Raw genomic sequence first — 19,707 nt, 5'->3', positions numbered from 1 at the left:
CTCGACGGCGACGGCTACGACGACGCGATCGTCGGCGCGCCCGGCGAGGACCTGGGCACCGTCGCCGACTCCGGCGGCGGCGTCGTCCTGTGGGGGCCTTCAGGGGCGCGGGGAACTGCGCGACCAGCCCCCACCGACCCGCAGCCGGGCTACAGACCGCGGAGCTCGAGCGTGCAGCACTTCACGCTTCCGCCCCCCTTCAACAGCTCCCCGAGATCCATCCCGACCGGCACGAACCCGCGCTCCCGGAGCGGCTCGAACAGACCCACGGCAGCCTGCGGCAGCAACACGTGCAGACCGTCCGACACCGCGTTCAGGCCGAAGGCGACGGCATCGGCCTCACCCACGACCAGCGCCTCGGGGAACATCCGCCGCAGCACGGCCCGGCTCCCCGCGGAGAACGCGCCGGGGTAGTACATGACCTCGTCCGCCGCGTCGTCCAGCACGGCCAGCGCCGTATCGAGGTGATAGAAGCGCGGATCGACGAGATCGAGCCCGATCACCGGCCGCCCGAACACCTCCTGCGCCTCACCGTGCGACAGCGGCGACGCCCGGAACCCGCGCCCGGCGAGCAGATACGACGCGGTGACGGCGAAGTCCCCCTCGCCCTCGTTGACGTGGACGGGCTCGTGCACGTCCGCGTACCCCCGCCCGCGGAACCACTCCAGATGCGCGGCGGCCTCCAACTCCCGCTCCGGGTAAGCGAATCGCGCCCCGAGCACCCGCCCGTCGACGACCGTCGCCCCGTTCGCGGCGAACACCATGTCGGGCAGGCCCGGCCGCGGGTCGAGCACGTCGACGGTGTGACCGAGCGTGCGGTAGCGGTCGCGCAGGTCCTCCCACTGCGCGACGGCGAGCGCGACGTCGACGGGTTTCGCCGGGTCCATCCACGGGTTGATCGAGTACGTGACCTGGAAGTGTGCCGGTGGGCACATCAGATAGCGCCGAGGTGCGGCGCGCCGTTCGAGCTGACGCGGGTCACGCGGATTACGCGGATTACGCAATGAGGGCTCCTCACGACCGCAGGGCTGTTGACGCCCATGGTGCGGCCGGAGGAGCCCTCCGGGCTGTGAACCGAACGGGTGGTTCACGGCGGTGCGGCCGGGTCATGACGCGTCGGGCCCGCCGCGCCTCTCCTGGAGTTTGCGCAGCAGCTCCCGCTTCTGCGCCACCGGATCGACACCCCCGCCGACCTGCCCGCTCCGGCCGCCGCCGCGCAGCGCCTTGCGGGAGAGCTTGCTCCGGGTTCCGCCGACGCCCAGCATGCCGTCTGCTCCACCTCGGGTCATGGTGTGCTCCTTCGTTCGTGAACCACTGCGACGAGACGGTTCGTCTCGCTTGTTGACGTGCTCCACTGTGAACGAGACGGATCGTCTTGTCAAGAGATTACGAGACGGTACGTCTCGGCTCGCTCGCTGCTACATTCGAACCATGGCAGCCACACAGACGCCCCCCGACAAGAGCCCCGACAAGAAGACGGCGCCCGACTCCACGCGCCGCAGCGAGCGCTCCCGCCACGCCATCTACGACGCGGCCCTCTCCCTCGTCGGCGAGATCGGCTACCCCCGGACCACGATCGAGGGCATCGCCGCCCGGGCCGGTGTCGGCAAGCAGACGATCTATCGGTGGTGGGGATCGAAGGCCGAGGTCCTCCTGGAGGCCTTCCTCGACCTCGGCGAGCAGGCCGCCCGCGAGGCCGGCGGGCAGGACGCGTACGCCATCCCGGACACCGGCGACCTCGCCGCCGACCTCAAGCACGTCCTGCGGCTCACCGTCGACCAGCTCACGGACCCCCGCTTCGAGGCCCCGTCCCGCGCCCTGGCCGCCGAGGGCGTGGTCAACGAACAGGTCGGCCGGAACTTCACCGAGAAGCTCCTCATGCCGTCCCTCCAGCTCTACGCCGACCGGGTGCGCGCCGCGCAGGAGGCCGGCCAGGTGCGCCAGGAGATCGACCCGCGCATCGCCCTCGAACTCTGGGTCTCGCCGCTCGCCCAGCGCTGGCTGCAGTTCACGGGCCCGGTCTCGTACGAGTACACCGACACCCTCGTCGACTACGCCCTCTACGGCATCGCGCCCCGCTGAGGCGTACGGGCCAGCAGCCCCGGCGCGTCGGAGATCACCCCGTCGCAGCCCAGCCGCAGCACGCGGTCGCGCTCCCGCGGCGTGTTCACGGTGTGCGCCCAGACCCGGGGCACCCCCGACCTGACCGCCCGCAGGAGATCCGCGTCCCGCGCCCGGTGGTCCATGTCGAGCACGTCGACGTAACCGGCCCAGTGCGCGGGCCGGTCCGTCCGCATCTGCCGCGCCGAGCGCCAGAGCTGGGCGACCAGGCCCAGCTGGTGCGCGCGGCGCGCGACGGCCGGCCGGTTGGAGTTGACCAGCACGGAGCGGGTCAGGCCGCGGGCGCGGATCAGCCCGGCGAGCCGCGCCAGACTGTCGGGATCCTTCGCCTCCAGCATCAGCACGGAGCGGCCGCCGAACCGGTCGAGGACCTCCGCGACCGTCGGCGGCCGCTCCGGACGCCAGTGCCCCGGCAGCGCCGCCCGGGGCCGGAGCCGCACCCCGCGCCAGCCCCGCCGGTCCAGGCCGCGCACCGGCCCCGCCGAGGTGGTCGTGCGATCCAGGGTCCCGTCGTGCATCACCACGAGCGTGCCGTCGCGCAGCATCCGCGTATCGAAGTCGAGCACCTGCGCCGTACCGCGCTCGTACGCCGCCGCGAGCCCCGCCATGCTGTTCTCCGGCACCTCCAGGGCGCCGCCGCGATGGGCCGTGTACGTCACGCGGGGCAGGGCGTCGACGGTGAGCGGACCGCGGCCCCACTCCAGCGGACCGACGAACCCCAGGCCGCTGACGGACAGCAGACCGGCGGCCCCGGCGAGCGGCACCGCCCTGCGCAGCGGGGCGGGCAGGGCGCTCAGGGCGGTCATGCGCATCACCGTAAAGCCACAAATGCCGCTAATCCCGTCAATGGCGGTGATGACACCTCATGACGGTGTCTCCGGTACCCCCGGATGTGGACTGTGGCCACCCGAGGAGCAGGATGGTGGCAGCATGAGGGTCCGGGATTCCTCCCGTACCCGGCGGCGGCGCAGGCCGCCGTGGCCGGTACGAGGGCGACGACGAGGAGATCGATGGGCACGGAGCGGAGCGGACGGTACGGACTGGGCCGGATCTCCCAGTGGCTGAAGAACGCCCGGGGCTCCCAGGAGACCGAGGCCGACACCGACCGCGAGCCGCTGCTGCTGGCGGCCGCCGACGCCGGACTTCCGCTGGCCCCGGCCGCGTATCCGGCGGACTACCGGTGTTCGTGCAACCGCATAGGCTGCCCGACGCCCGGCAGACATCCGGTCTCCTTCGCCTGGCAGACCCAGTCCACGACGGACCGCTCCCAGATCGAGCGCTGGGCCCGGCACCAGCCGCAGGCCAACTTCATCACCGCGACCGGCATGGTCCACGACGTCCTGGACGTCCCGACCGAGGCCGGCCAGGAAGCCCTCGACCGGCTGCTCTCCTCCGGCGTCGACGTCGGCCCGGTCGCCCTCTGCGGCGACGACCGCATGCTCTTCTTCACGGCGACCCGGGGCACCCCGGACGACGAGGACGAGTGGTGGCCCTGCGAGCTGGACTGCCATCCCGAGACGATGGACGAGCACCCCGGCCTGCGCTGGCACTGCCGCGGCAGCTATGTCCTGGTCCCGCCGGCCCGGCTCCCCGCCGACCAGTCGGTGCGCTGGCTCCGCGGCCCGGAGCACCCTCTCCCGGACCCCCTGACCCTCCTGGAACCCCTGACGGACGCCTGCGCCCGCTACGCAGGAGCAGAACCCGACTTCACCACGGCCTGGCCGTAAAAACCCCGCCGGAAAGCGCCCCGCCAGGGGCGCGGGGAACTGCGCGAGAAGCCCCACGCACCCGCACCCGGCAACGCACCCGCACCCGGCACCGACCCCGACCGCCCGGACGGGCCCCCGCTCAGGACCCTTCGGCCGACGTGATCCCCTCGACCCGGGCCAGCACGTCGATCCCGGAACCGGCGGAACCCTTCGGGGGAACCAGCGCCGCCTGGTTCGACACGTACCCGAACATCGCCGACTGCTTGGCGTCCCCCTTCATCAGCGCCTTCACCCCGACATTGATCGCCGGGAGGTCGCTGCCGGGCGACGCGGTCTGCTTCACGTAGCGCCGCGTGGTGAAGAAGACGAGCGCCCCGCCGTCGGCGGTGCGCAGCGCTACGGGCGCGTAGTCGCCGGAGGTCAGCGGCTCGTCGATGTACTGCGTGACGAGCCCGGGCCGCGAGACGTTCTTCTTGCGGGCGGCGAGCCACTCCGTGGTGCTCGCCCCCTTGGCGAACGCGTCACCGCCACCCGACTTCGGGTCCAGATAGTCGGCGTACTTCCGGCTCAGCGCCGACGGCTTCGCGGCGAGCCCGCCCGCGTCGTTGTCGACCGCCTGGCCGAACCCGTCCGCGTCCGTCTTGAACCGGGGCACCTTGCCGTCGCGGAACAGCGTCAGGTACGACACCGCCCACGGCTCGCTCACGTCGTCGCGGGTGAAGACCATGACCCAGCGATAGTCCGGGAACCGGTTGTTGTCGGCGTCCACGACGAACCAGCGCGGCCAGCCGGCCTTCTTCGGGATCGTGTACTTCACGTCGGTCAGCTTCAGCGGCCGGGGGTTCTTGTTGCCGCCCGGGTTGAGCTTGCGCGCCGCCTTCAGCTTCGCCGTGTCGATCGCCGCGAGCGGCCCGGTGACGTACGCGGCGTCGGCGGACCGGTCGTACGTCCGCTCGGCCTTGGTGTACGCCGACACGAAGGTGTCCAGAGCGCGCGCGGCCTGGGCCTTCGTCGTCGTCGGGACGATCTCCAGCTCCCCGTGCACGGTCATGCAGCCGCTCGCCGTGAGGGACAGCACGACCGCCGCCACCGCCGTCGCGGCGGGCCTGCCGAGCCTGTTCATGACCTTGCTCATGACGTTGACTTCACCCTTCGCTCCCCTGCCCCTTCACGGGGCCGAACCCTACCGGGAAGAGGAAGCCTCCACTGCCCCGGCCCTCTCGGAACGCCGGACCGTGAAGCCGAGGAAGAACGCCATCGTCGGGATCAAGTACAGGCACCAGACGACGACTTGCAGGACCGTGGGGTCGGGCTGGAAGTTGAAGACGCCCTTGAGGAGGGTGCCCAGCCAGCCGTCGGGCGCGATCGTCGAGCTGATGTCGAAGGCCAGAGTGTTGAGACCGCCGATGAAGTCGGCCTCCTGGAGGTCGTGGACGCCGTACGCGAGGACCCCCGCGGCCACGACGACGAGCATGCCGCCGGTCCACGTGAAGAACTTCGCCAGGTTGATGCGCAGGGCGCCCCGGTAGAACAGCCAGCCGAGCACCACCGCGGTCGCGAGACCGAGCAGCGCGCCGACCACCGGCTCCGTGGTGCCGTTGCTGGTGGCGTGCACCGCCGTCCACACGAAGAGCGAGGTCTCCAGGCCCTCCCGGCCCACCGCGAGGAACGCGGTGACGACCAGGGCCGCCGTGCCCATGCTCAGCGCCGAGTCCAGCTTGCCCTGCAGCTCCGTCTTCAGGTGCCGGGCGGTGCGCCGCATCCAGAACACCATCCACGTCACCAGGGCCACGGCGATGATCGACAGCGAGCCGCCCAGCGCCTCCTGTGCCTTGAACGTCATCTCCTGCGAGCCGAACTCCAGGCCGGCGCCGAAGGCCAGGGCCAGGAACACGGCGGCGCCGATGCCGAGCCACACCGGCTTCAGCGCGTCTCTGCGGTCCGTCTTCACCAGGTAGGCGACGAGGATGCAGACGATGAGGCTGGCCTCCAGGCCCTCGCGCAGCCCGATCAGATAGTTCGCGAACATCCGTCACACGTCCTTCGCTGCGAAGAGGCCGCGGCCCCACCAGTCACTCGCGTCCCGCACGCCCGGCGGCACCGCGAACACCGCGGATCCCACGTGCTGGATGTACTCGTTGAGCGCGTCGTGCGCCGCGAGCCCGCGCTGCACGGGGATGAACCCCGTGCGCACGTCCTTCTGGTACGCGAGGAAGAACAGCCCCGCGTCGAGCCGGCCGAGCCCGTCCGTTCCGTCGGTGAACGAGTAGCCGCGGCGCAGGATGGTCGCCCCGTGGTTGGAGTCGGGGTGCGCGAGCCGCACGTGCGCGGTGGGCTTCATCGCCTTCAGGAACGGCTCGTCGCGCTCCTTGGCCTTGCCCACCGGAGCGCCCTCGCCCTTGTCCCGGCCGAAGACGTCCTCCTGCTCCTGGAGCGAGGTGCGGTCCCACGTCTCGATGTTCATGCGGATGCGGCGGGCCACGAGGTACGAGCCGCCCTTCATCCACCCGGCGTCGCCCACCCAGATGTGCCGGTCGAGGGCGGCCGCGTCGGTGCCCGCGACGTTGCGGGTGCCGTCCTTGAAGCCCATGAGGTTGCGCGGCGTCTGCGCGTCCGGCGTCGTCGAGGACGTCTTGCCGAAGCCCAGCTGCGACCAGCGAATCGCGACCTTGCCGAAGCCGATCCGGGCCAGATTGCGGATCGCGTGCACCGCGACCTGCGGATCGTCGGCGCAGGCCTGCACGCACAGGTCGCCGCCGCTGCGGGTCTTCTCCAGGTTGTCGCCGGGGAACTTCGGCAGCTCGACCAGGGCCGCGGGCCGCCGGTCCGCGATGCCGAACTTCTTTCCGTGCTTCTCGAAGAGGGAGGGGCCGAAGCCGATGGTCAGGGTGAGCCGGGACGGCTTGAGGCCCAGCGCCTCACCGGTGTCGTCCGGCGGCGCCTCGGCGAGCCCGCCGTACGCGCCCTCGCCGACCGGCCGTCCCTCGGTCATCAGGGCGGCGGCCTTCGTCCAGTCCTTCAGCAGCTGGACGAACTCCTCGCGGTCGTCCGTCGTCACGTCGAACGCCGCGAAGTGCAGCCGGTCCTGGACGGCCGTGGCGATGCCCGCCTGGTGCGCGCCGTGGAAGGGCACGGCGCCGCCCGACTCGGCGGCGGGCGCCATGTCGGAGCCGCCGTCGGACCGGGTCAGGGCGACGGCGCCGCCCGCCGCCGCGGCGCCGAGCGCGAGCCCGGCACCGCCGACGGTGAGCAGCGAACGACGCGACGGTGTGGGGGAGTTGGTGTTCTCCGTCATGGCAGTCTCCTGGAGGCGCCGGACTACTTGACGACGGCCGCGGCCAGCTTCGACAGCGGCTCGGCGAGCGCGTTGACGGCGTCGGACAGCTTCTTCTGGTCCGCCTTGCCGACCTTGTCGTAGGAGACGAACGTGTACGAGGCCGTGTCGCCCTTGTCGGTGCGGTACCGGTCGAGGAGGGCGTCCAGCGCCGCGAACTGCTTGTCGAGTTCCTTGGTGAGCGCGGCGTCGTTCTCCGAAGCGACCGGCTTCAGGAGGTCGTACGCCTTCTCCGCGCCCTCGACGTTGGCCTTGAAGTCGACCAGGTCGGTGTGCGAGTAGCGCTCCTCCTCGCCGGTGACCTTGCCGGTGGCGACCTCGTCGAGCAGTTCCTTGGCGCCGTTGGCCATGGAGGTGGGGGTGATCTCGGCCTTGCCGACGCGCTGCTGCCAGTCGGCGAGGTCCTTGTCGAGCTGCGTGGCCAGGGTCTTCTCGGCCGAGCCGATCTTCTTGTCCTTCCACAGCGCCTTCTCCAGGCGGTGCCAGCCGGTCCACTTCTGGCCCTCTTCGAGGCCGTCGGCGCGGGTGTCGGTCAGCGGGTCGATGTCGCCGAACGACTCGGCGACCGGCTCGGTGCGCTCCCAGCCGATGCGCGAGGGGGCGTAGGCCTTCTTCGCGGCGTCGAGGTCGCCCGCGCGGACGGCGTCGGTGAAGACCTTCACCTTCGGCAGCGTCTGGTCGGCCTGCTCCTGCGCGTACTGGCGGTAGCCGGCGACGGCCTTGTCCAGGCGCGGGTCGCGCTTGGCGGCCTTGCCGCCGGTGGCCTTCACGTCCTGGCGGTGGCCCTTGCCCTTCATGCCGGGGATGCAGGCGATGCGGTAGTCGCCGCTCTTCACCTCGGCGGTCAGGGTGTGCTTGGTGCCGGGGCCGATGTTCTCGCGCTCGGAGACGATGCGGTCGTCGGGGAAGAGGATCTCCACCTCGGTGACCCGCGACCCCTTGTTCTCGACCGCCAACTCGACGTGCCCGGCCGGGAACTCGGTCTTCGACACCTTGCAGCTGTCGTCGGTCGCGGTCACCTGGATCGCACCCGAACCGTCGCCCTTGGCGTCGCTCTTCTCGGTGCAGCCCGTGATGACGGTCAGGGCCGCCGCCGTGGCGACGGCGGTGGTGACGGAGAAACGGACGGCTCGCATGCGGGCTCCAAGGGGGCGTACAGATAGTGCACAGCTCGACTAAGGCGGCCCTAACTTATATGAGGCTTGCCTAAGTGCTACCCCCTTCTGTCGTGATTCACCTCTCATGCAAACCGGCTGGTCGCGGCACGGATACAAGCGACCCATGGGCGACCCAGGGAGAGGTCAAGAGGCGGTCAAACGGGGGCGGTTGGGTGGTCGGACGCTTCGTGATTCACTGCCGACATGAACGAGTACGACGTCCTGTCCGTCTTCTGCGGCCCCGACGGCCGGCACGGCAACGAACTCGGGGTCGTGCGCGACGGCTCCCGGACACCGGACCCGGACGAGCGCCAGCGCATCGCGGCCAAGCTGGGCTTCAGCGAGACGGTCTTCGTCGACGACCCCGAGCGCGGTGCCATCGACATCTACACGCCGTCGACCCGCCTGCCGTTCGCCGGGTACCCGTGCGTCGGCGCGGCCTGGCTGCTCGACGTACCCGAACTGGTCGTACCGGCCGGCGTCGTCGGCGCCCGTCTGGACGGCGAGTTCAGCTGGATCGAGGCCCGCGCGGACTGGGCCCCGCCGCGCACGCTGCGCCAGTACGCGTCGGCCGCGGAGGTGGACGCGCTGGCGGTGCCCCCCGAGGGCGAGTGGATCTACGCCTGGGCCTGGGAGGACGAGGCGGCGGGCCGGGTCCGGGCCCGCGGCTTCCCCGGCCGCGGCGACGGCATCACGGAGGACGAGGCGACGGGCGCGGCGGCCCTCCTGCTCACGGCCCGCCTGGACCGCGCGCTCAACATCCGCCAGGGCAAGGGCTCCCAACTCCTGACGGCCCCCCAGCCGGAGGGCTGGGTAGAGGTGGGCGGCAGGGTAAGGCTCCTTTGAGCCCCTCCGACCCCTGGAGCCCCTCCGGCGATTGAGGAGCGGGGTCCGGGGCAGAGCCCCGCGGCCCCGCCGCACCACACATCACGCAGCGCTGGAGAACTCCTCGCCGAGCGCAGCGAACACCGCGGTGTTCAACGAAAACGCCCGCTTGCACTCGGCGACAACCCGCTGCCGCTCCAGCTCGTCCACGGCGATGGCATCGAGCAGCTCCCGGTACTGCCGCTTGAACGCCGCCGGGTTCTGAACCCCCTCGAAGACATAGAACCGCACCCCGTCGCCCTTGCGCGCGAACCCCCAGGTCTTCTCCGCCTTGTCGCGGATGATCTGCCCGCCGGACAGATCGCCCAGGTACCGGGTGTAGTGGTGCGCCACATATCCGGCCGGCCACTCCCGCACGCACTCCGCGATCCGCTCCGCGTACGCCTGGGTCGCCGGAAGGGCGGTGACCCGGTCGCGCCAGTCGGGCCCGCGCAGATGCGCGAGGTCGCGCGCCAGTTCGGGGAGGCGGGCCAGCTCGGCCCGGAGGAAGGGGCCCGCGACCGGATCGTCCGCGAGGCGCTCTATGCCGTCCTCGAGTGCCCGGTAGACGAACCACAGTTGCTCCGTGTACCGCGTGTAGGCGTCCACGCCGAGCGTCCCGCCGAGCAGGTCGCCCATGAAGGTCGACGTCTCCGCCTCGGTGTGCTGCTCGTGCGAGGCGGTACGGATCAGGGTGGAGAACGGGGTGTCCATGAGGCCTCCGCCGAAGGGTGCTAGTTAGGTTAGGCTTGCCTAAAGTAGCACCCTTTCCCGCTTTTCCCGACTGGCTGTCGGGAAAAAAATACCCACTTTCCCGTGCGGGCGAACGACAACGCGAAAGCCCGTCCCGGGAACGGGACGGGCTGGTACGGAGCGGTTCCGGACTACGGCAGGGTGAGGATCTCCGTGCCGGTCTCCGTGACGACGAGCGTGTGCTCGAACTGGGCGGTCCGCTTGCGGTCCTTGGTGACGACGGTCCACCCGTCGTCCCACATGTCGTAGTCGTGCGTGCCCAGCGTCAGCATCGGCTCGATCGTGAACGTCATGCCGGGCTGGATCACCGTCGTCGCGTGCGGGCTGTCGTAGTGCGGGATGATCAGGCCGCTGTGGAACGACGAGTTGATCCCGTGCCCGGTGAAGTCGCGCACCACCCCGTAGCCGAAGCGCTTGGCGTACGACTCGATGACGCGGCCGATGATGTTGATCTGACGGCCGGGCTTCACGGCCTTGATCGCGCGGGTCAGCGACTCGCGCGTCCGCTCGACGAGCAGCCGGGACTCCTCGTCCACGTCGCCGACGAGGTACGTGGCGTTGTTGTCGCCGTGCACACCGCCGATGTACGCCGTGACGTCCAGGTTGATGATGTCGCCGTCGCGCAGCACCGTGGAGTCGGGGATGCCGTGGCAGATGACCTCGTTGACGCTGGTGCACAGCGACTTGGGGAAGCCGCGGTAGCCGAGCGTGGACGGGTAGGCGCCGTGGTCGCACATGTAGGCGTGCGCGATGCGGTCCAGCTCGTCCGTGGTGACGCCCGGCGCGATCGCCTTGGCCGCCTCCTCCATCGCCCGCGCCGCGATCCGCCCGGCGATCCGCATCGCCTCGACGGTCTCCGGTGTCTGCACCTCCGGACCCTTGTACGGGGTCGGCGCGGGCTTGCCGACGTACTCGGGGCGCCGGATGTTTCCGGGCACATGACGGGTGGGGGAGAGTTCCCCGGGTACGAGCAGCGACGACTGCGACTGGCCAGACATGCCAGCGAGTGTAACGAGCGGGACTGGGGGAGCATGGCCCTGAGCGCCCCGAGGAGAGGAGTCGGACATGGCCCTGTTCAAGAAGCGGACCGTGGGAAAACCCGGCGAGTGGTACTACTGCCTGGAGCACCGGAAGGTCGAGGAAGGCCCCGAGTGCCCGGCCAAGGACCGGTTCGGCCCGTACGCGTCCCGGGCCGAGGCCGAGCACGCCATGCAGACCGCGCAGGAGCGCAACCTGGAATGGGAGAACGACCCGAAGTGGCATGACAAGTCCGCTTCCGGCGAGACCGACAAGAGCTAGTCCGTCGCCCCTGGGCGGGCGAAGCTCGCTTCAGGGGCGCGGGGAACTGCGCGACCAGCCCCCACCGGCCCGCACCCGGCCGACTACCACCGAGCGGGCGGCGGCGCCGTCAAATGGTCCGCCAGCCTCGACAACCGGTCACGGAACGTCCGCCGCCCCCGCGGCACCGGCACCGCGTTCTCCCCGGCGGCCGCACTCACCAGATGCTGCACCGTGTCGAAATCCAGATCGGTCCCGTCGGGCACGGCCAGCGCGTCGTGCGCCAGCGCGTGCAGATCCGTATTGGCCGGGGCCAGCCCGTCCAGAGCCAGCACCGTCGCCCCGGCCCGCCGCGCGTCGTGCACCCGCTCCAGCAGCGGAGCGCCCACCGCGTCCGGCGTCACCACCAGCAGCGTCTCCCCGCGCCTGGCCGCCGCGAGCCGCCCGAGCCCGACGGCGAGATGGGCCGGATCGCCGGGGCGCGCGGCATGCCGCACCAGGGTCGGCGACAGCTCCGGCGTGCCCGACCAGGCGGCCTCGTCGACCAGATGCGCGGCCAGGTGCCAGGGCTCGTACTCCTCGGTGCCGACCAGCAGCAGCCCGCCACCGTGCGCGCCCACCGAGGACCGCAGGGCCCCGGCGAAGCGCCGGGTGGCGGCCGGCCACTCGGTGCCGGCGAGGACCTCGCGCAGCAGCGCTACTCGTACGGCGTCCATGAGGCCGCATGCTGCCTCAAGTACGCCGCCCCGATGTGAGGTTCGCGGCAAGACCGCCCGTACGGGTCGCCGTCCGGTACCTCTGAGTAAGGTCGCTCCATGACTACCAGTGATGACAGCGCACAGACCGCCCCGAAGGCCCCGGCCAAGGACCCCTGGGACCTGCCCGACGTGTCCGGCCTCGTCGTCGGCGTGCTCGGCGGCACCGGACCGCAGGGCAAGGGCCTCGCCTACCGGTTCGCGCGGGCCGGCCAGAAGGTGATCCTCGGCTCCCGCGCCGCGGAGCGCGCGCAGGCCGCCGCCGAGGAGCTCAACGAGCACGGTCTCGGGATCGAGGGCGCCGACAACGCCGAGTGCGCGCGGCGCAGCGACATCGTGATCGTTGCCGTGCCGTGGGACGGGCACGGGGCCACCCTCGAGGCGCTCCGCGACGACCTCGTCGGCAAGCTCGTCGTCGACTGCGTCAACCCGCTCGGCTTCGACAAGAAGGGCGCGTACGCGCTGAAGCCGGAGGAGGGCAGCGCCGCCGAACAGGCCGCCGCCCTGCTCCCGGACTCCCGGGTCACCGCCGCCTTCCACCACCTGTCCGCGGTGCTGCTCGCCGACCCGGAGACCGCCGAGATCGACACCGACGTGATGGTGCTCGGCGAGAGCCGCGCCGACACCGACCTGGTCCAGGCGCTGGCCGCCCGCATCCCGGGCATGCGCGGCGTCTTCGCGGGCCGGCTGCGCAACGCCCACCAGGTCGAGTCCCTGGTGGCCAACCTGATCTCCACCAACCGCCGCTACAAGGCGCACGCGGGTCTGCGCGTCACGGACGTATAACCCCGTATCGGGTTGTACGGGTCGCCTTCGGGCGCGGGCGGGGCATGGGGGACACTGGTCGGCGAACACCAGCCGTGTATTGGAGCCGACCCCATGCCCCGCATCGCACTCTTCGCTCTCATCGTCTGCCTGCTCGCCGTCGCGGCCGCCGTGGTCTCCTTCGTCCAGGGCAGTTTCCTCGGGATCGTGTGGGTGCTCATCGCGGGTGTCACGTCGAACATGACCTGGTTCTACGCCCGCAAGGCCAAGGCCGAGAAGGCCCAGAGCGCCCCTACTGGCTGAACACCGGGATCTCGGGCGTGCCCTGCCAGAAGCGGTAGAAGCGCTGGCCCCAGTAGGTGTCCCAGTCGTGCACCCCGAGCGCGCGCAGCAGCGCGTCCACCACGTCGAAGAACACGCGGTTCACCTCCGGGATCCACAGCAGCGCGAACACGGCGATCAGACCGAACTGCGCGAACGGCTCCACCTGCCGCTTCACCTTGTACGACAGCCAGGGCTCGATGACGCCGTAGCCGTCCAGGCCCGGCACCGGCAGGAAGTTCAGGATCGCCGCCGTCACCTGGAGCAGCGCCAGGAAGGCGAGCGCGTAGCGGAAGGTGTCCGGCACGCCGTCCAGCAGGTCCAGCCAGAACGGCGCCGTGCACACGATCGCGAACAGCACGTTCGTCAGCGGGCCCGCCGCCGAGATCAGGCTGTGCTTCCAGCGGCCCTGGATGCGGCCCCGCTCGATGAAGACCGCGCCGCCGGGCAGACCGATACCGCCCATGATCACGAAGAGGACCGGCAGCACGATGCTGAGCAGCGCGTGCGTGTACTTGAGCGGGTTCAGGGTCAGATAGCCCTTCGCGCCGATCGAGATGTCGCCGCTGTGCAGGGCGGTGCGGGCATGCGCGTACTCGTGCAGACAGAGCGAGACGATCCACGCCCCCGTCACGAACAGGAAGACCGCGAAGCCGGGCTGTGAGGCGAAGTCCGTCCACACCGCCCAGCCGGCCACGGCCGTGATCGCGGCGATGCCGAGGAAGACGGGGCTGATCCTGCTGTCGCCGCGTCGGGATGTGGCGGTGCTCATGAGGGCGGGACTCCCGGGTCGGATGGCGGGGGGCGTGCACGAACGTACCCGTCCCGCCGGGGAAACGTGTCGCGCGGGCGCGGGAGTTCCGGAGAGGCTGAGAACCGTGACGTCATGGACCGTGCGGTACGAGAGCCGCACGCCTCGCTGGGTACGCCGCCGGAGCGGATCCCGGTGACCGGGCCGCTGACCGTGGAGCGGCACACGGGAGGGTGGCCGGAGGCGGTCGGCCGGGCCAGGTCGGTCCGGATCCCGAGCCGCGGATACGCGCCGGGGGAGCGGCGGCCGCGTTCGGCGGACGCCTGCCCGAAGTGGTTCGGGCAGCACGGCGGGGACCGCGGGGACGACGGCGCCCTGGTCGTTCTCGACGCTCCGGGCGAACCCGGCGGCCGCTCCGCGAGCGGGCGGGGACAATAGGCCGGTGCGCTTTTCCCTACTCGGCACCACCCAGGCACTCCGCGACGACGGCACGGCCGTCCCCGTCGGCGGAGCGCGGCTGCGTGCCCTGCTCACCGTCCTCGCCCTGCGGCCGGGCCGGACCGTGCCGGTGGCGACGCTCGTCGACGAGGTGTGGGGCGCCGAACCGCCCGCCGACGCCCAGGGCGCGCTCCAGGCGCTCGTGGGACGGCTGCGCCGGGTCCTGGGCGCGGCGGCCGTCGCCTCCGACGAGGGCGGCTACCGGCTGGCGGCCGTCGCGGACGACATCGACCTGTTCCGCTTCGAGCGGCTGACCACCGACGGCGCCCGCGGCCTCGCCGACGGCGACCCGGGCAAGGCCACCGAGCTGCTCGACGAGGCGCTCGCGCTGTGGCACGGCCCCGTCCTCGCCGACCTGCCGGACCGGACCGGTGAGGCGGCCCGCTGGGACACCCGCCACCTGGACGCCCGCCGCACCCGGCTCGCCGCCCGGCTCGCCCTGGGCCGGGCCGAGGAGGCGCTGCCCGAGCTGACCGCGCTGTGCGACGCGCACCCGCTGGACGAAGCCCTCCAGGTCCTGCGCCTGCGCGCGCTGCGCGACGTGGGCCGCGCGGCCGAGGCGCTGGCCGCCTACGACGCGATACGCCGCACCCTGGCCGACCGCCTGGGCGCCGACCCGGGCCCCGAACTGCGAGCCCTGCACAACGAGTTGCTGGACTCGGACCCCGCCGCCTCGGGCAATCCGCCGCCAAGGGCGGCAGGGCGGGCAGGGCGGCACCCCGGCGCGGGACAAGCGCTCCAGCCGGGCGACGCCCCGGCCGCACCGCGCACCCCGGGCAACCTCCGCGCCCGCCTCACCTCCTTCGTCGGCCGCGGCGCCGACATCGACGCGATCCGGGCCGAGGTCGCCCGGGCCCGCCTCGTGACCCTGCTCGGCCCCGGCGGCGCCGGCAAGACCCGGCTGTCCCAGGAAGCCGCGGAGGGCCTCGCGGAGACCGTCGCCCCGGACGGCGTCTGGCTCGCCGAGCTGGCCCCGGTCAGCGACCCCGCCGCCGTCCCGGAGGCCGTCGTCAGCGCGCTCGGCGCCCGCGAGACCGTGCTGCGCGGCGCCGGCGCCGAGGAACTGCGCGTCGCCGGGGAACGCCAGGGCGACGACCCCCTGGTCCGCCTCGTGGAGCACTGCGCCGACCGCCGCATGATCGTCGTACTCGACAACTGCGAGCACGTCGTCGAGGCCGCGGCCGCCCTCGCCGAGCACCTGCTGGCCCGCTGCCCGGACCTGACCGTGCTCGCCACCAGCCGCGAACCCCTCGGCGTGCCGGGCGAGGTCCTCTACCCCGTCGAACCGCTGCCGCAGCCGTACGCGCTGCGCCTGTTCGGCGAGCGCGGCGCCACCGTCCGCCCCGGGTTCACCGTCGACCGGTCCCAGGAGACCCTGGCGGCCGTCACCGAGATCTGCCGCCGCCTCGACGGCCTGCCGCTCGCCATCGAACTCGCCGCGGCCCGGCTGCGGATGCTCACCCCGCGCCAGATCGCCGACCGCCTCGACGACCGCTTCCGGCTGCTCACCTCCGGCGCCCGCACCGCCCTGCCCCGCCAGCAGACCCTGCGCGCCGTCGTCGACTGGTCCTGGGACCTGCTCGACGAGACCGAACGCGCCGTCCTCGCCCGGCTCTCCGTGTTCAGCGGCGGCTGCGACCTCACCGCCGCCGAGACCGTCTGCGGGCCCGCGGCGATGGACGCGCTGTCCTCCCTCGTCGACAAGTCCCTCGTGGTCGCCGCCCCCGACGACAGCGGCGAGATGCGCTACCGCCTCCTGGAGACCGTCGCCGAGTACGCGGGCGACCGGCTCGACGAGGCCGACGACCGCACCACCGCCGAGCGCGCCCACCTCACGTACTACCGCGAACTCGCCCGCACCACCGACCCGTTGCTGCGCGGCGCGGGCCAGCGCGCGGCCATCGCCCGGATCGAGCGCGACTACGAGAACCTGCGCACCGCCCTGCGCCGTGCCGCGGCGGCCCGCGACGAGCAGGAGATGCTCAGCCTGACGCTGTCCCTGCTCTGGTTCTGGATGATGCGGGACCTGCGCACCGACGCCCGCACCTGGACCATGGAGGCGGCGGCGCTGGGCCCCGACCCGTTCGGCCCCGACGCCCGCCCCGCCCCGCCGGTCCACCAGCGCTGCACCGACGTGCCGCCGCCGCTCACCGGCGACCTGCTCGACGAGGCGCGCCGCGAGGTGCACCTGACCCGGCTCGGCTACATGGACATGGAGCTGCACGTGTGGCAGGGCCAGGAGGGCAGGGCCCGGCTGCGCACCATCGTCGACACCCTCGGCCCCGATCTGCCGCAGGCCTGCCGTCCCCCGGGACACCTCTGGTACTTCGCCGTGCTGATGTCGGGCCAGGGCGAGCGGATGGCGGAGCTGAGCGAGCGGACGGTGCGCACGTGCCGCGCCCTCGGCTACGAGTGGGAGCTCGCACACATGCTGCACCTGCGCGCCAACCTGCTGGCCAACCGCGTCGAGACCGCCGAGGCGGGGCTCGCCGACGCCGACGAGTCCCTGGATCTGTTCACCCGGCTCGGCGACGAGTGGGGGATGGCCGAGGCGCTGTCGGTGCGCGGCGAGGCGCACGAGCGGCTGGGCCGGTTCGACGCGGCCGCGGCCGACTTCGTCCGGGCCCAGCGGGTCGCCGAGGAGGTGGGCGCCCACGCCCAGGTCGCGATCCTGTCCGTACGGCTCGGCAACGTGCTCATCGAGCAGGGGGAGGGGGAGCGCGGCGAGCGGATGCTGCGCGACACCCTCGACCCGGCCCGCAAGTACCACAACGAGGCATGGCCGGCCGCCCGGATGTTCCTGCTCACCCGGCTCGCCTCGACGGGCCGCACCACGGAGGCACGGGAGATCCTGGAGCTGCTGCGCGCGGAGTTCAAGGTCGCCGAGGTGCTGTTCTTCCGGGCCGTGCTCCTCGGCCTCGAGGCCATGCTCGATGTACTGGAGGGCGACGCCGGCCCCGCGCTGGCGAAGGCCGCGGAAGCGCTCGACGTCGCCGACGATCCGCTGGCGACGATGCTCGAACCGCACCTGGCGGCGCTCCACCTGCTCACCGCGGCGAACGCCCTGGCCCTGCGCGACGGCGCGGGCGACGCGGCGACCGCCGCCCGGCTGATCGGCGCCTCGGACGCCTCGCTGCCGCCCGGGCACGTGCACAACGTCATGGAGCGGGAGTGGCGGGAGCGGGCCGAGCACGCCGTACGCGCGGCGCTCGGCGACGAGGGGTACGCAATGGAGAACGCCGAGGGCGGCGGCCTCTCCGTGGAGGAGGCCGCCGCCCTGCTGCGACGCGAGCCGACCGGCTGAGGTACCGCTGGTGCGCGGTGCGCACTCAGCTCTTGGTGGTGAACTTACGGATCGCGACCGGCGCCATGACCGCGGTCAGCAGCGCCGTCCAGGCGAGGGTCACCCACAGGTCGTGGGCCACCGGGCCGCCGGTCATCAGGGCGCGGCAGGTGTCGGCCAGCGCCGAGATCGGGTTCCAGTTCGTGAAGGACTGCAGCCAGCCCGGCATGGACTGGGTCGGCGCGAAGATCGACGAGCCGAACTGCAGCGGCATCATCACCAGGAAGCCCATGGCCTGCACGGCCTGCGCGCTCTTCATGGTCACACCGAGCACCAGGAAGATCCACATCAGGGACGAGCCGAACAGCGCGGTCAGACCGATCGCGCCGAACAGTCCGGCCCAGTTGGTGATGTCGAAGCCGACGAGCAGCGCGACGATCATCAGGACCGTGGTGGCGCACAGCAGGCGCAGCATCTCCACGACGACCTTGGCCATCAGCACCGAGCCGCGGCCGATGGGCAGGGACCGGAAGCGGTCCATGATGCCCTTCTGGAAGTCCTCGTTGAAGCCGGTGCCGACGCCCTGCGCGATGTTCATCGACATCATGGCGACCATGCCCGGGATCACGTACTGGACGTAGGCGTCCTGGCCGCCGCCCATCGCGGAGCCGATGGAGCCGCCGAAGACGTACACGAACAGCAGGGTGAAGACGACCGGCATCAGGACGGCGTCGAACATCGACTCCGGGTCCTGCTTGATCCACAGCAGATTGCGGCGGATCAGCGCGCCGGTGTGGCGCAGATGGCCGCGCAGGCCGATCTTGGGGTCGGCGTCGACCTTGATGGTCGGCACCGGGGGGTTCAGGGTGGCGGTACTCATACGGCGACCTCCGCGAGTTCGGGCCGGGCGTCCTGCGGGGCGGAGGCCTTCTGGCCGGTGATGGAGAGGAACACCTCGTCCAGGCTGGGCAGTTCGGTGGTGATCGAGCCGATGGTGATGCCGCGCGCGGTGACCGCGCCGACGACGGCCGTCAGCTGCTCGTCGCTGAGGATCGGGACCAGGACGGTGCCGGACCCGGCGTCCACGGTGGTGGTGGCGATACCGGTGATGCCCAGGTCGTCCAGGGCGTGCGCGAGCGGGTGCAGCTCCAGCGGGTCCGCCGGACGGATGCGCAGGGTGCGGCCGCCGACCTTGGCCTTCAGCTGCTCGATGCCGCCCTCGGCGATCACCTTGCCGCGGTCGATGACGGTCAGCTCGGAGGCCAGCTGCTCGGCCTCCTCCATGTACTGCGTGGTCAGCAGGACGGTGACGCCCTCGCGGACCATGCTCTGGACCTCGTCCCACACCTCGTTGCGGGTACGGGGGTCGAGGCCGGTCGTCGGCTCGTCCAGGTACAGGACGTGCGGGCGGCCGATCATCGACGCCGCGAGGTCGAGGCGGCGGCGCATGCCGCCGGAGTAGGTCTTCGCGGGGCGGGTGGCGGCGTCCGTCAGCGAGAACCGCTCCAGGAGGCTGTCGGCCCGGGTCCGCGCCTCCTTCTTGGGCAGGTCGAGCAGGCGCCCGATCATGTACAGGTTCTCGCGGCCGGAGAGCTTCTCGTCGACCGAGGCGTACTGGCCGGTGAGGCCGATCACGCGGCGCAGCTGCCGGGGCTGGCGCACCGCGTCGTACCCGGCGACCATCGCCGTCCCGGAGTCGGGGGTGATGAGGGTGGACAGGCAGCGTACGAGGGTGGTCTTGCCGGCGCCGTTCGGCCCGAGGACACCCATCACGGTGCCCTCGTGCACGTCCAGGTCCACGCCGTCCAGAGCCTTGGTCTCGCCGTAGTGCTTGACCAGTCCCCGTACGGACACGGCCACCGGGCGGCCCTGGAGGCCACCGTCTGGGGTCTTGTCGTTTCGCGTCATGCCCTCAAGGTGTCAGCCCCCACCGACAATCCACCGACAGCCGACCGACAGGCCCGATATATCGCTGACAGGTCGCCTGTAGTCGCTCCGGCCTGCGGCCGAGCGATCGGTACCCACCCGCAGCCATCCGTGCGGATTCGTTGCCGGGTGCGGGTTTTCCTGTGGGGCTTCCCGCCGTCGGCGGCTCACGGACGGGGAGCCGCCGACGGC

Annotated in this window: 21 protein-coding genes and 1 pseudogene; 9 read left to right on the top strand and 13 right to left on the bottom strand. The window is 71.9% G+C overall.

The window, feature by feature from the left end; all coding sequences use genetic code 11:
• Nucleotides 1–105: pseudogene (locus ABZ930_RS39720) on the top strand (hypothetical protein); the annotation flags it as partial.
• A gap of 44 nt (nt 106–149) precedes the next feature.
• On the opposite strand, the gene ddaH reads toward ABZ930_RS39720, so the two are convergent.
• A complete protein-coding gene (gene ddaH / locus ABZ930_RS39715) occupies nt 150–1,004 on the bottom strand; it encodes a dimethylargininase (protein WP_361559886.1) in 855 nt (284 codons plus the stop codon).
• Between the two features lie 102 nt (nt 1,005–1,106).
• Nucleotides 1,107–1,289, bottom strand: a complete 183-nt coding sequence (locus ABZ930_RS39710; RefSeq protein WP_361559883.1) for a DUF6243 family protein — start codon at nt 1,287–1,289, stop codon at nt 1,107–1,109.
• Nucleotides 1,290–1,431: 142 nt separating this feature from the next.
• Here ABZ930_RS39710 and ABZ930_RS39705 point away from each other — a divergent pair, with 142 nt between their 5' ends.
• The gene (locus ABZ930_RS39705; RefSeq protein ID WP_361559880.1) at nt 1,432–2,082 is read left to right on the top strand and encodes a TetR/AcrR family transcriptional regulator; all 651 of its coding nucleotides are present in this window, start codon (nt 1,432–1,434) and stop codon (nt 2,080–2,082) included.
• Here ABZ930_RS39705 and ABZ930_RS39700 read toward each other — a convergent pair.
• Nucleotides 2,061–2,927, bottom strand: a complete 867-nt coding sequence (locus tag ABZ930_RS39700) for a glycerophosphodiester phosphodiesterase (RefSeq protein ID WP_361559877.1) — start codon at nt 2,925–2,927, stop codon at nt 2,061–2,063. The two genes, ABZ930_RS39705 and ABZ930_RS39700, sit on opposite strands and share 22 nt — an antisense overlap.
• Nucleotides 2,928–3,131: 204 nt before the next feature.
• On the opposite strand from ABZ930_RS39700, the gene ABZ930_RS39695 reads away from it, so the two are divergent.
• Complete coding sequence (locus ABZ930_RS39695) at nt 3,132–3,848, top strand: bifunctional DNA primase/polymerase (protein ID WP_361559874.1); 717 nt, start codon at nt 3,132–3,134, stop codon at nt 3,846–3,848.
• Nucleotides 3,849–3,969: 121 nt separating this feature from the next.
• On the opposite strand, the gene ABZ930_RS39690 is transcribed toward ABZ930_RS39695, so the two are convergent.
• Genes ABZ930_RS39690 through efeO form a run of 4 tightly spaced genes read right to left on the bottom strand, consistent with a single transcriptional unit; the run spans nt 3,970 to nt 8,300 of the window.
• The gene (locus ABZ930_RS39690) at nt 3,970–4,965 is read right to left on the bottom strand and encodes a hypothetical protein (protein ID WP_361559871.1); all 996 of its coding nucleotides are present in this window, start codon (nt 4,963–4,965) and stop codon (nt 3,970–3,972) included.
• Nucleotides 4,966–5,013: 48 nt separating this feature from the next.
• Nucleotides 5,014–5,859, bottom strand: a complete 846-nt coding sequence (gene efeU, locus ABZ930_RS39685; RefSeq protein WP_361559868.1) for an iron uptake transporter permease EfeU — start codon at nt 5,857–5,859, stop codon at nt 5,014–5,016.
• Nucleotides 5,860–5,862: 3 nt separating this feature from the next.
• Nucleotides 5,863–7,125, bottom strand: a complete 1,263-nt coding sequence (efeB, locus tag ABZ930_RS39680; protein ID WP_361559865.1) for an iron uptake transporter deferrochelatase/peroxidase subunit — start codon at nt 7,123–7,125, stop codon at nt 5,863–5,865.
• Between the two features lie 23 nt (nt 7,126–7,148).
• Nucleotides 7,149–8,300, bottom strand: coding sequence for an iron uptake system protein EfeO (gene efeO, locus ABZ930_RS39675; protein WP_361559862.1), 1,152 nt, complete (start codon nt 8,298–8,300; stop codon nt 7,149–7,151).
• Nucleotides 8,301–8,525: 225 nt separating this feature from the next.
• On the opposite strand from efeO, the gene ABZ930_RS39670 reads away from it, so the two are divergent.
• Nucleotides 8,526–9,167: a PhzF family phenazine biosynthesis protein gene (locus ABZ930_RS39670; protein ID WP_361559859.1), complete on the top strand. Its 642-nt coding sequence runs from the start codon at nt 8,526–8,528 to the stop codon at nt 9,165–9,167.
• Nucleotides 9,168–9,248: 81 nt separating this feature from the next.
• On the opposite strand, the gene ABZ930_RS39665 is transcribed toward ABZ930_RS39670, so the two are convergent.
• Both ABZ930_RS39665 and map read right to left on the bottom strand, forming a co-directional pair.
• Complete coding sequence (locus ABZ930_RS39665; protein WP_361559856.1) at nt 9,249–9,899, bottom strand: biliverdin-producing heme oxygenase; 651 nt, start codon at nt 9,897–9,899, stop codon at nt 9,249–9,251.
• 170 nt (nt 9,900–10,069) lie between these two features.
• The gene (map, locus tag ABZ930_RS39660) at nt 10,070–10,936 is read right to left on the bottom strand and encodes a type I methionyl aminopeptidase (RefSeq protein WP_361559853.1); all 867 of its coding nucleotides are present in this window, start codon (nt 10,934–10,936) and stop codon (nt 10,070–10,072) included.
• Between the two features lie 67 nt (nt 10,937–11,003).
• Here map and ABZ930_RS39655 point away from each other — a divergent pair, with 67 nt between their 5' ends.
• Nucleotides 11,004–11,237: a hypothetical protein gene (locus ABZ930_RS39655; RefSeq protein WP_361559851.1), complete on the top strand. Its 234-nt coding sequence runs from the start codon at nt 11,004–11,006 to the stop codon at nt 11,235–11,237.
• An 83-nt stretch (nt 11,238–11,320) separates the two neighbouring features.
• On the opposite strand, the gene ABZ930_RS39650 is transcribed toward ABZ930_RS39655, so the two are convergent.
• Nucleotides 11,321–11,932: a hypothetical protein gene (locus ABZ930_RS39650; RefSeq protein WP_361559848.1), complete on the bottom strand. Its 612-nt coding sequence runs from the start codon at nt 11,930–11,932 to the stop codon at nt 11,321–11,323.
• 99 nt (nt 11,933–12,031) lie between these two features.
• Between ABZ930_RS39650 and npdG the strand changes: the two genes are divergently transcribed.
• Nucleotides 12,032–12,757, top strand: a complete 726-nt coding sequence (npdG, locus tag ABZ930_RS39645) for an NADPH-dependent F420 reductase (protein ID WP_361559845.1) — start codon at nt 12,032–12,034, stop codon at nt 12,755–12,757.
• A 93-nt stretch (nt 12,758–12,850) separates the two neighbouring features.
• Nucleotides 12,851–13,039 (top strand): hypothetical protein, encoded by a 189-nt coding sequence (locus ABZ930_RS39640; RefSeq protein WP_361559842.1) that lies wholly within the window; start codon nt 12,851–12,853, stop codon nt 13,037–13,039.
• On the opposite strand, the gene ABZ930_RS39635 is transcribed toward ABZ930_RS39640, so the two are convergent.
• Nucleotides 13,029–13,829 carry a site-2 protease family protein gene (locus tag ABZ930_RS39635; RefSeq protein WP_361559839.1) on the bottom strand — a complete coding sequence of 267 codons (801 nt, stop codon included), beginning with the start codon at nt 13,827–13,829 and terminating at the stop codon, nt 13,029–13,031. The genes ABZ930_RS39640 and ABZ930_RS39635 overlap by 11 nt on opposite strands.
• A 114-nt stretch (nt 13,830–13,943) precedes the next feature.
• Here ABZ930_RS39635 and ABZ930_RS39630 point away from each other — a divergent pair, with 114 nt between their 5' ends.
• Together ABZ930_RS39630 and ABZ930_RS39625 are read left to right on the top strand one after the other, a co-directional pair.
• Nucleotides 13,944–14,246: a hypothetical protein gene (locus ABZ930_RS39630; RefSeq protein WP_361559836.1), complete on the top strand. Its 303-nt coding sequence runs from the start codon at nt 13,944–13,946 to the stop codon at nt 14,244–14,246.
• Nucleotides 14,247–14,250: 4 nt separating this feature from the next.
• Complete coding sequence (locus ABZ930_RS39625; protein WP_361559833.1) at nt 14,251–17,610, top strand: BTAD domain-containing putative transcriptional regulator; 3,360 nt, start codon at nt 14,251–14,253, stop codon at nt 17,608–17,610.
• 25 nt (nt 17,611–17,635) lie between these two features.
• Here the strand turns inward: ABZ930_RS39625 and ABZ930_RS39620 are convergent, their stop codons facing one another.
• Nucleotides 17,636–18,469 carry an ABC transporter permease gene (locus ABZ930_RS39620; RefSeq protein WP_361559830.1) on the bottom strand — a complete coding sequence of 278 codons (834 nt, stop codon included), beginning with the start codon at nt 18,467–18,469 and terminating at the stop codon, nt 17,636–17,638.
• Nucleotides 18,466–19,497 carry an ATP-binding cassette domain-containing protein gene (locus tag ABZ930_RS39615; protein ID WP_361559827.1) on the bottom strand — a complete coding sequence of 344 codons (1,032 nt, stop codon included), beginning with the start codon at nt 19,495–19,497 and terminating at the stop codon, nt 18,466–18,468. The genes ABZ930_RS39620 and ABZ930_RS39615 overlap by 4 nt, the downstream gene beginning before the upstream one ends.
• Nucleotides 19,498–19,707: the final 210 nt, after the last annotated feature.

The sequence above is a fragment of the Streptomyces sp. NPDC046716 genome (genome assembly GCF_040645755.1).
In the GTDB taxonomy this organism is placed as follows: Bacteria; Actinomycetota; Actinomycetes; order Streptomycetales; family Streptomycetaceae; genus Streptomyces.
Note: the sequence above shows the minus strand (reverse complement) of the source record. Positions and strands in the feature narration are given on the sequence as shown.

What these genes read in the sequence shown, in the direction of transcription:
- map (WP_361559853.1), bottom strand. Translation starts at nt 10,936, where the DNA reads ATGTCTGGCCAGTCGCAGTCGTCGCTGCTCGTACCCGGGGAACTCTCC.
- ABZ930_RS39670 (WP_361559859.1), top strand. Translation starts at nt 8,526, where the DNA reads ATGAACGAGTACGACGTCCTGTCCGTCTTCTGCGGCCCCGACGGCCGG.
- ABZ930_RS39710 (WP_361559883.1), bottom strand. Translation starts at nt 1,289, where the DNA reads ATGACCCGAGGTGGAGCAGACGGCATGCTGGGCGTCGGCGGAACCCGG.
- ABZ930_RS39690 (WP_361559871.1), bottom strand. Translation starts at nt 4,965, where the DNA reads ATGAGCAAGGTCATGAACAGGCTCGGCAGGCCCGCCGCGACGGCGGTG.
- ABZ930_RS39635 (WP_361559839.1), bottom strand. Translation starts at nt 13,829, where the DNA reads ATGAGCACCGCCACATCCCGACGCGGCGACAGCAGGATCAGCCCCGTC.
- ABZ930_RS39655 (WP_361559851.1), top strand. Translation starts at nt 11,004, where the DNA reads ATGGCCCTGTTCAAGAAGCGGACCGTGGGAAAACCCGGCGAGTGGTAC.
- ABZ930_RS39630 (WP_361559836.1), top strand. Translation starts at nt 13,944, where the DNA reads ATGGACCGTGCGGTACGAGAGCCGCACGCCTCGCTGGGTACGCCGCCG.
- efeU (WP_361559868.1), bottom strand. Translation starts at nt 5,859, where the DNA reads ATGTTCGCGAACTATCTGATCGGGCTGCGCGAGGGCCTGGAGGCCAGC.
- ABZ930_RS39700 (WP_361559877.1), bottom strand. Translation starts at nt 2,927, where the DNA reads ATGACCGCCCTGAGCGCCCTGCCCGCCCCGCTGCGCAGGGCGGTGCCG.
- ABZ930_RS39650 (WP_361559848.1), bottom strand. Translation starts at nt 11,932, where the DNA reads ATGGACGCCGTACGAGTAGCGCTGCTGCGCGAGGTCCTCGCCGGCACC.
- ABZ930_RS39640 (WP_361559842.1), top strand. Translation starts at nt 12,851, where the DNA reads ATGCCCCGCATCGCACTCTTCGCTCTCATCGTCTGCCTGCTCGCCGTC.
- ABZ930_RS39695 (WP_361559874.1), top strand. Translation starts at nt 3,132, where the DNA reads ATGGGCACGGAGCGGAGCGGACGGTACGGACTGGGCCGGATCTCCCAG.
- ABZ930_RS39705 (WP_361559880.1), top strand. Translation starts at nt 1,432, where the DNA reads ATGGCAGCCACACAGACGCCCCCCGACAAGAGCCCCGACAAGAAGACG.
- efeB (WP_361559865.1), bottom strand. Translation starts at nt 7,125, where the DNA reads ATGACGGAGAACACCAACTCCCCCACACCGTCGCGTCGTTCGCTGCTC.
- ABZ930_RS39615 (WP_361559827.1), bottom strand. Translation starts at nt 19,497, where the DNA reads ATGACGCGAAACGACAAGACCCCAGACGGTGGCCTCCAGGGCCGCCCG.
- efeO (WP_361559862.1), bottom strand. Translation starts at nt 8,300, where the DNA reads ATGCGAGCCGTCCGTTTCTCCGTCACCACCGCCGTCGCCACGGCGGCG.
- ABZ930_RS39665 (WP_361559856.1), bottom strand. Translation starts at nt 9,899, where the DNA reads ATGGACACCCCGTTCTCCACCCTGATCCGTACCGCCTCGCACGAGCAG.
- ABZ930_RS39620 (WP_361559830.1), bottom strand. Translation starts at nt 18,469, where the DNA reads ATGAGTACCGCCACCCTGAACCCCCCGGTGCCGACCATCAAGGTCGAC.
- npdG (WP_361559845.1), top strand. Translation starts at nt 12,032, where the DNA reads ATGACTACCAGTGATGACAGCGCACAGACCGCCCCGAAGGCCCCGGCC.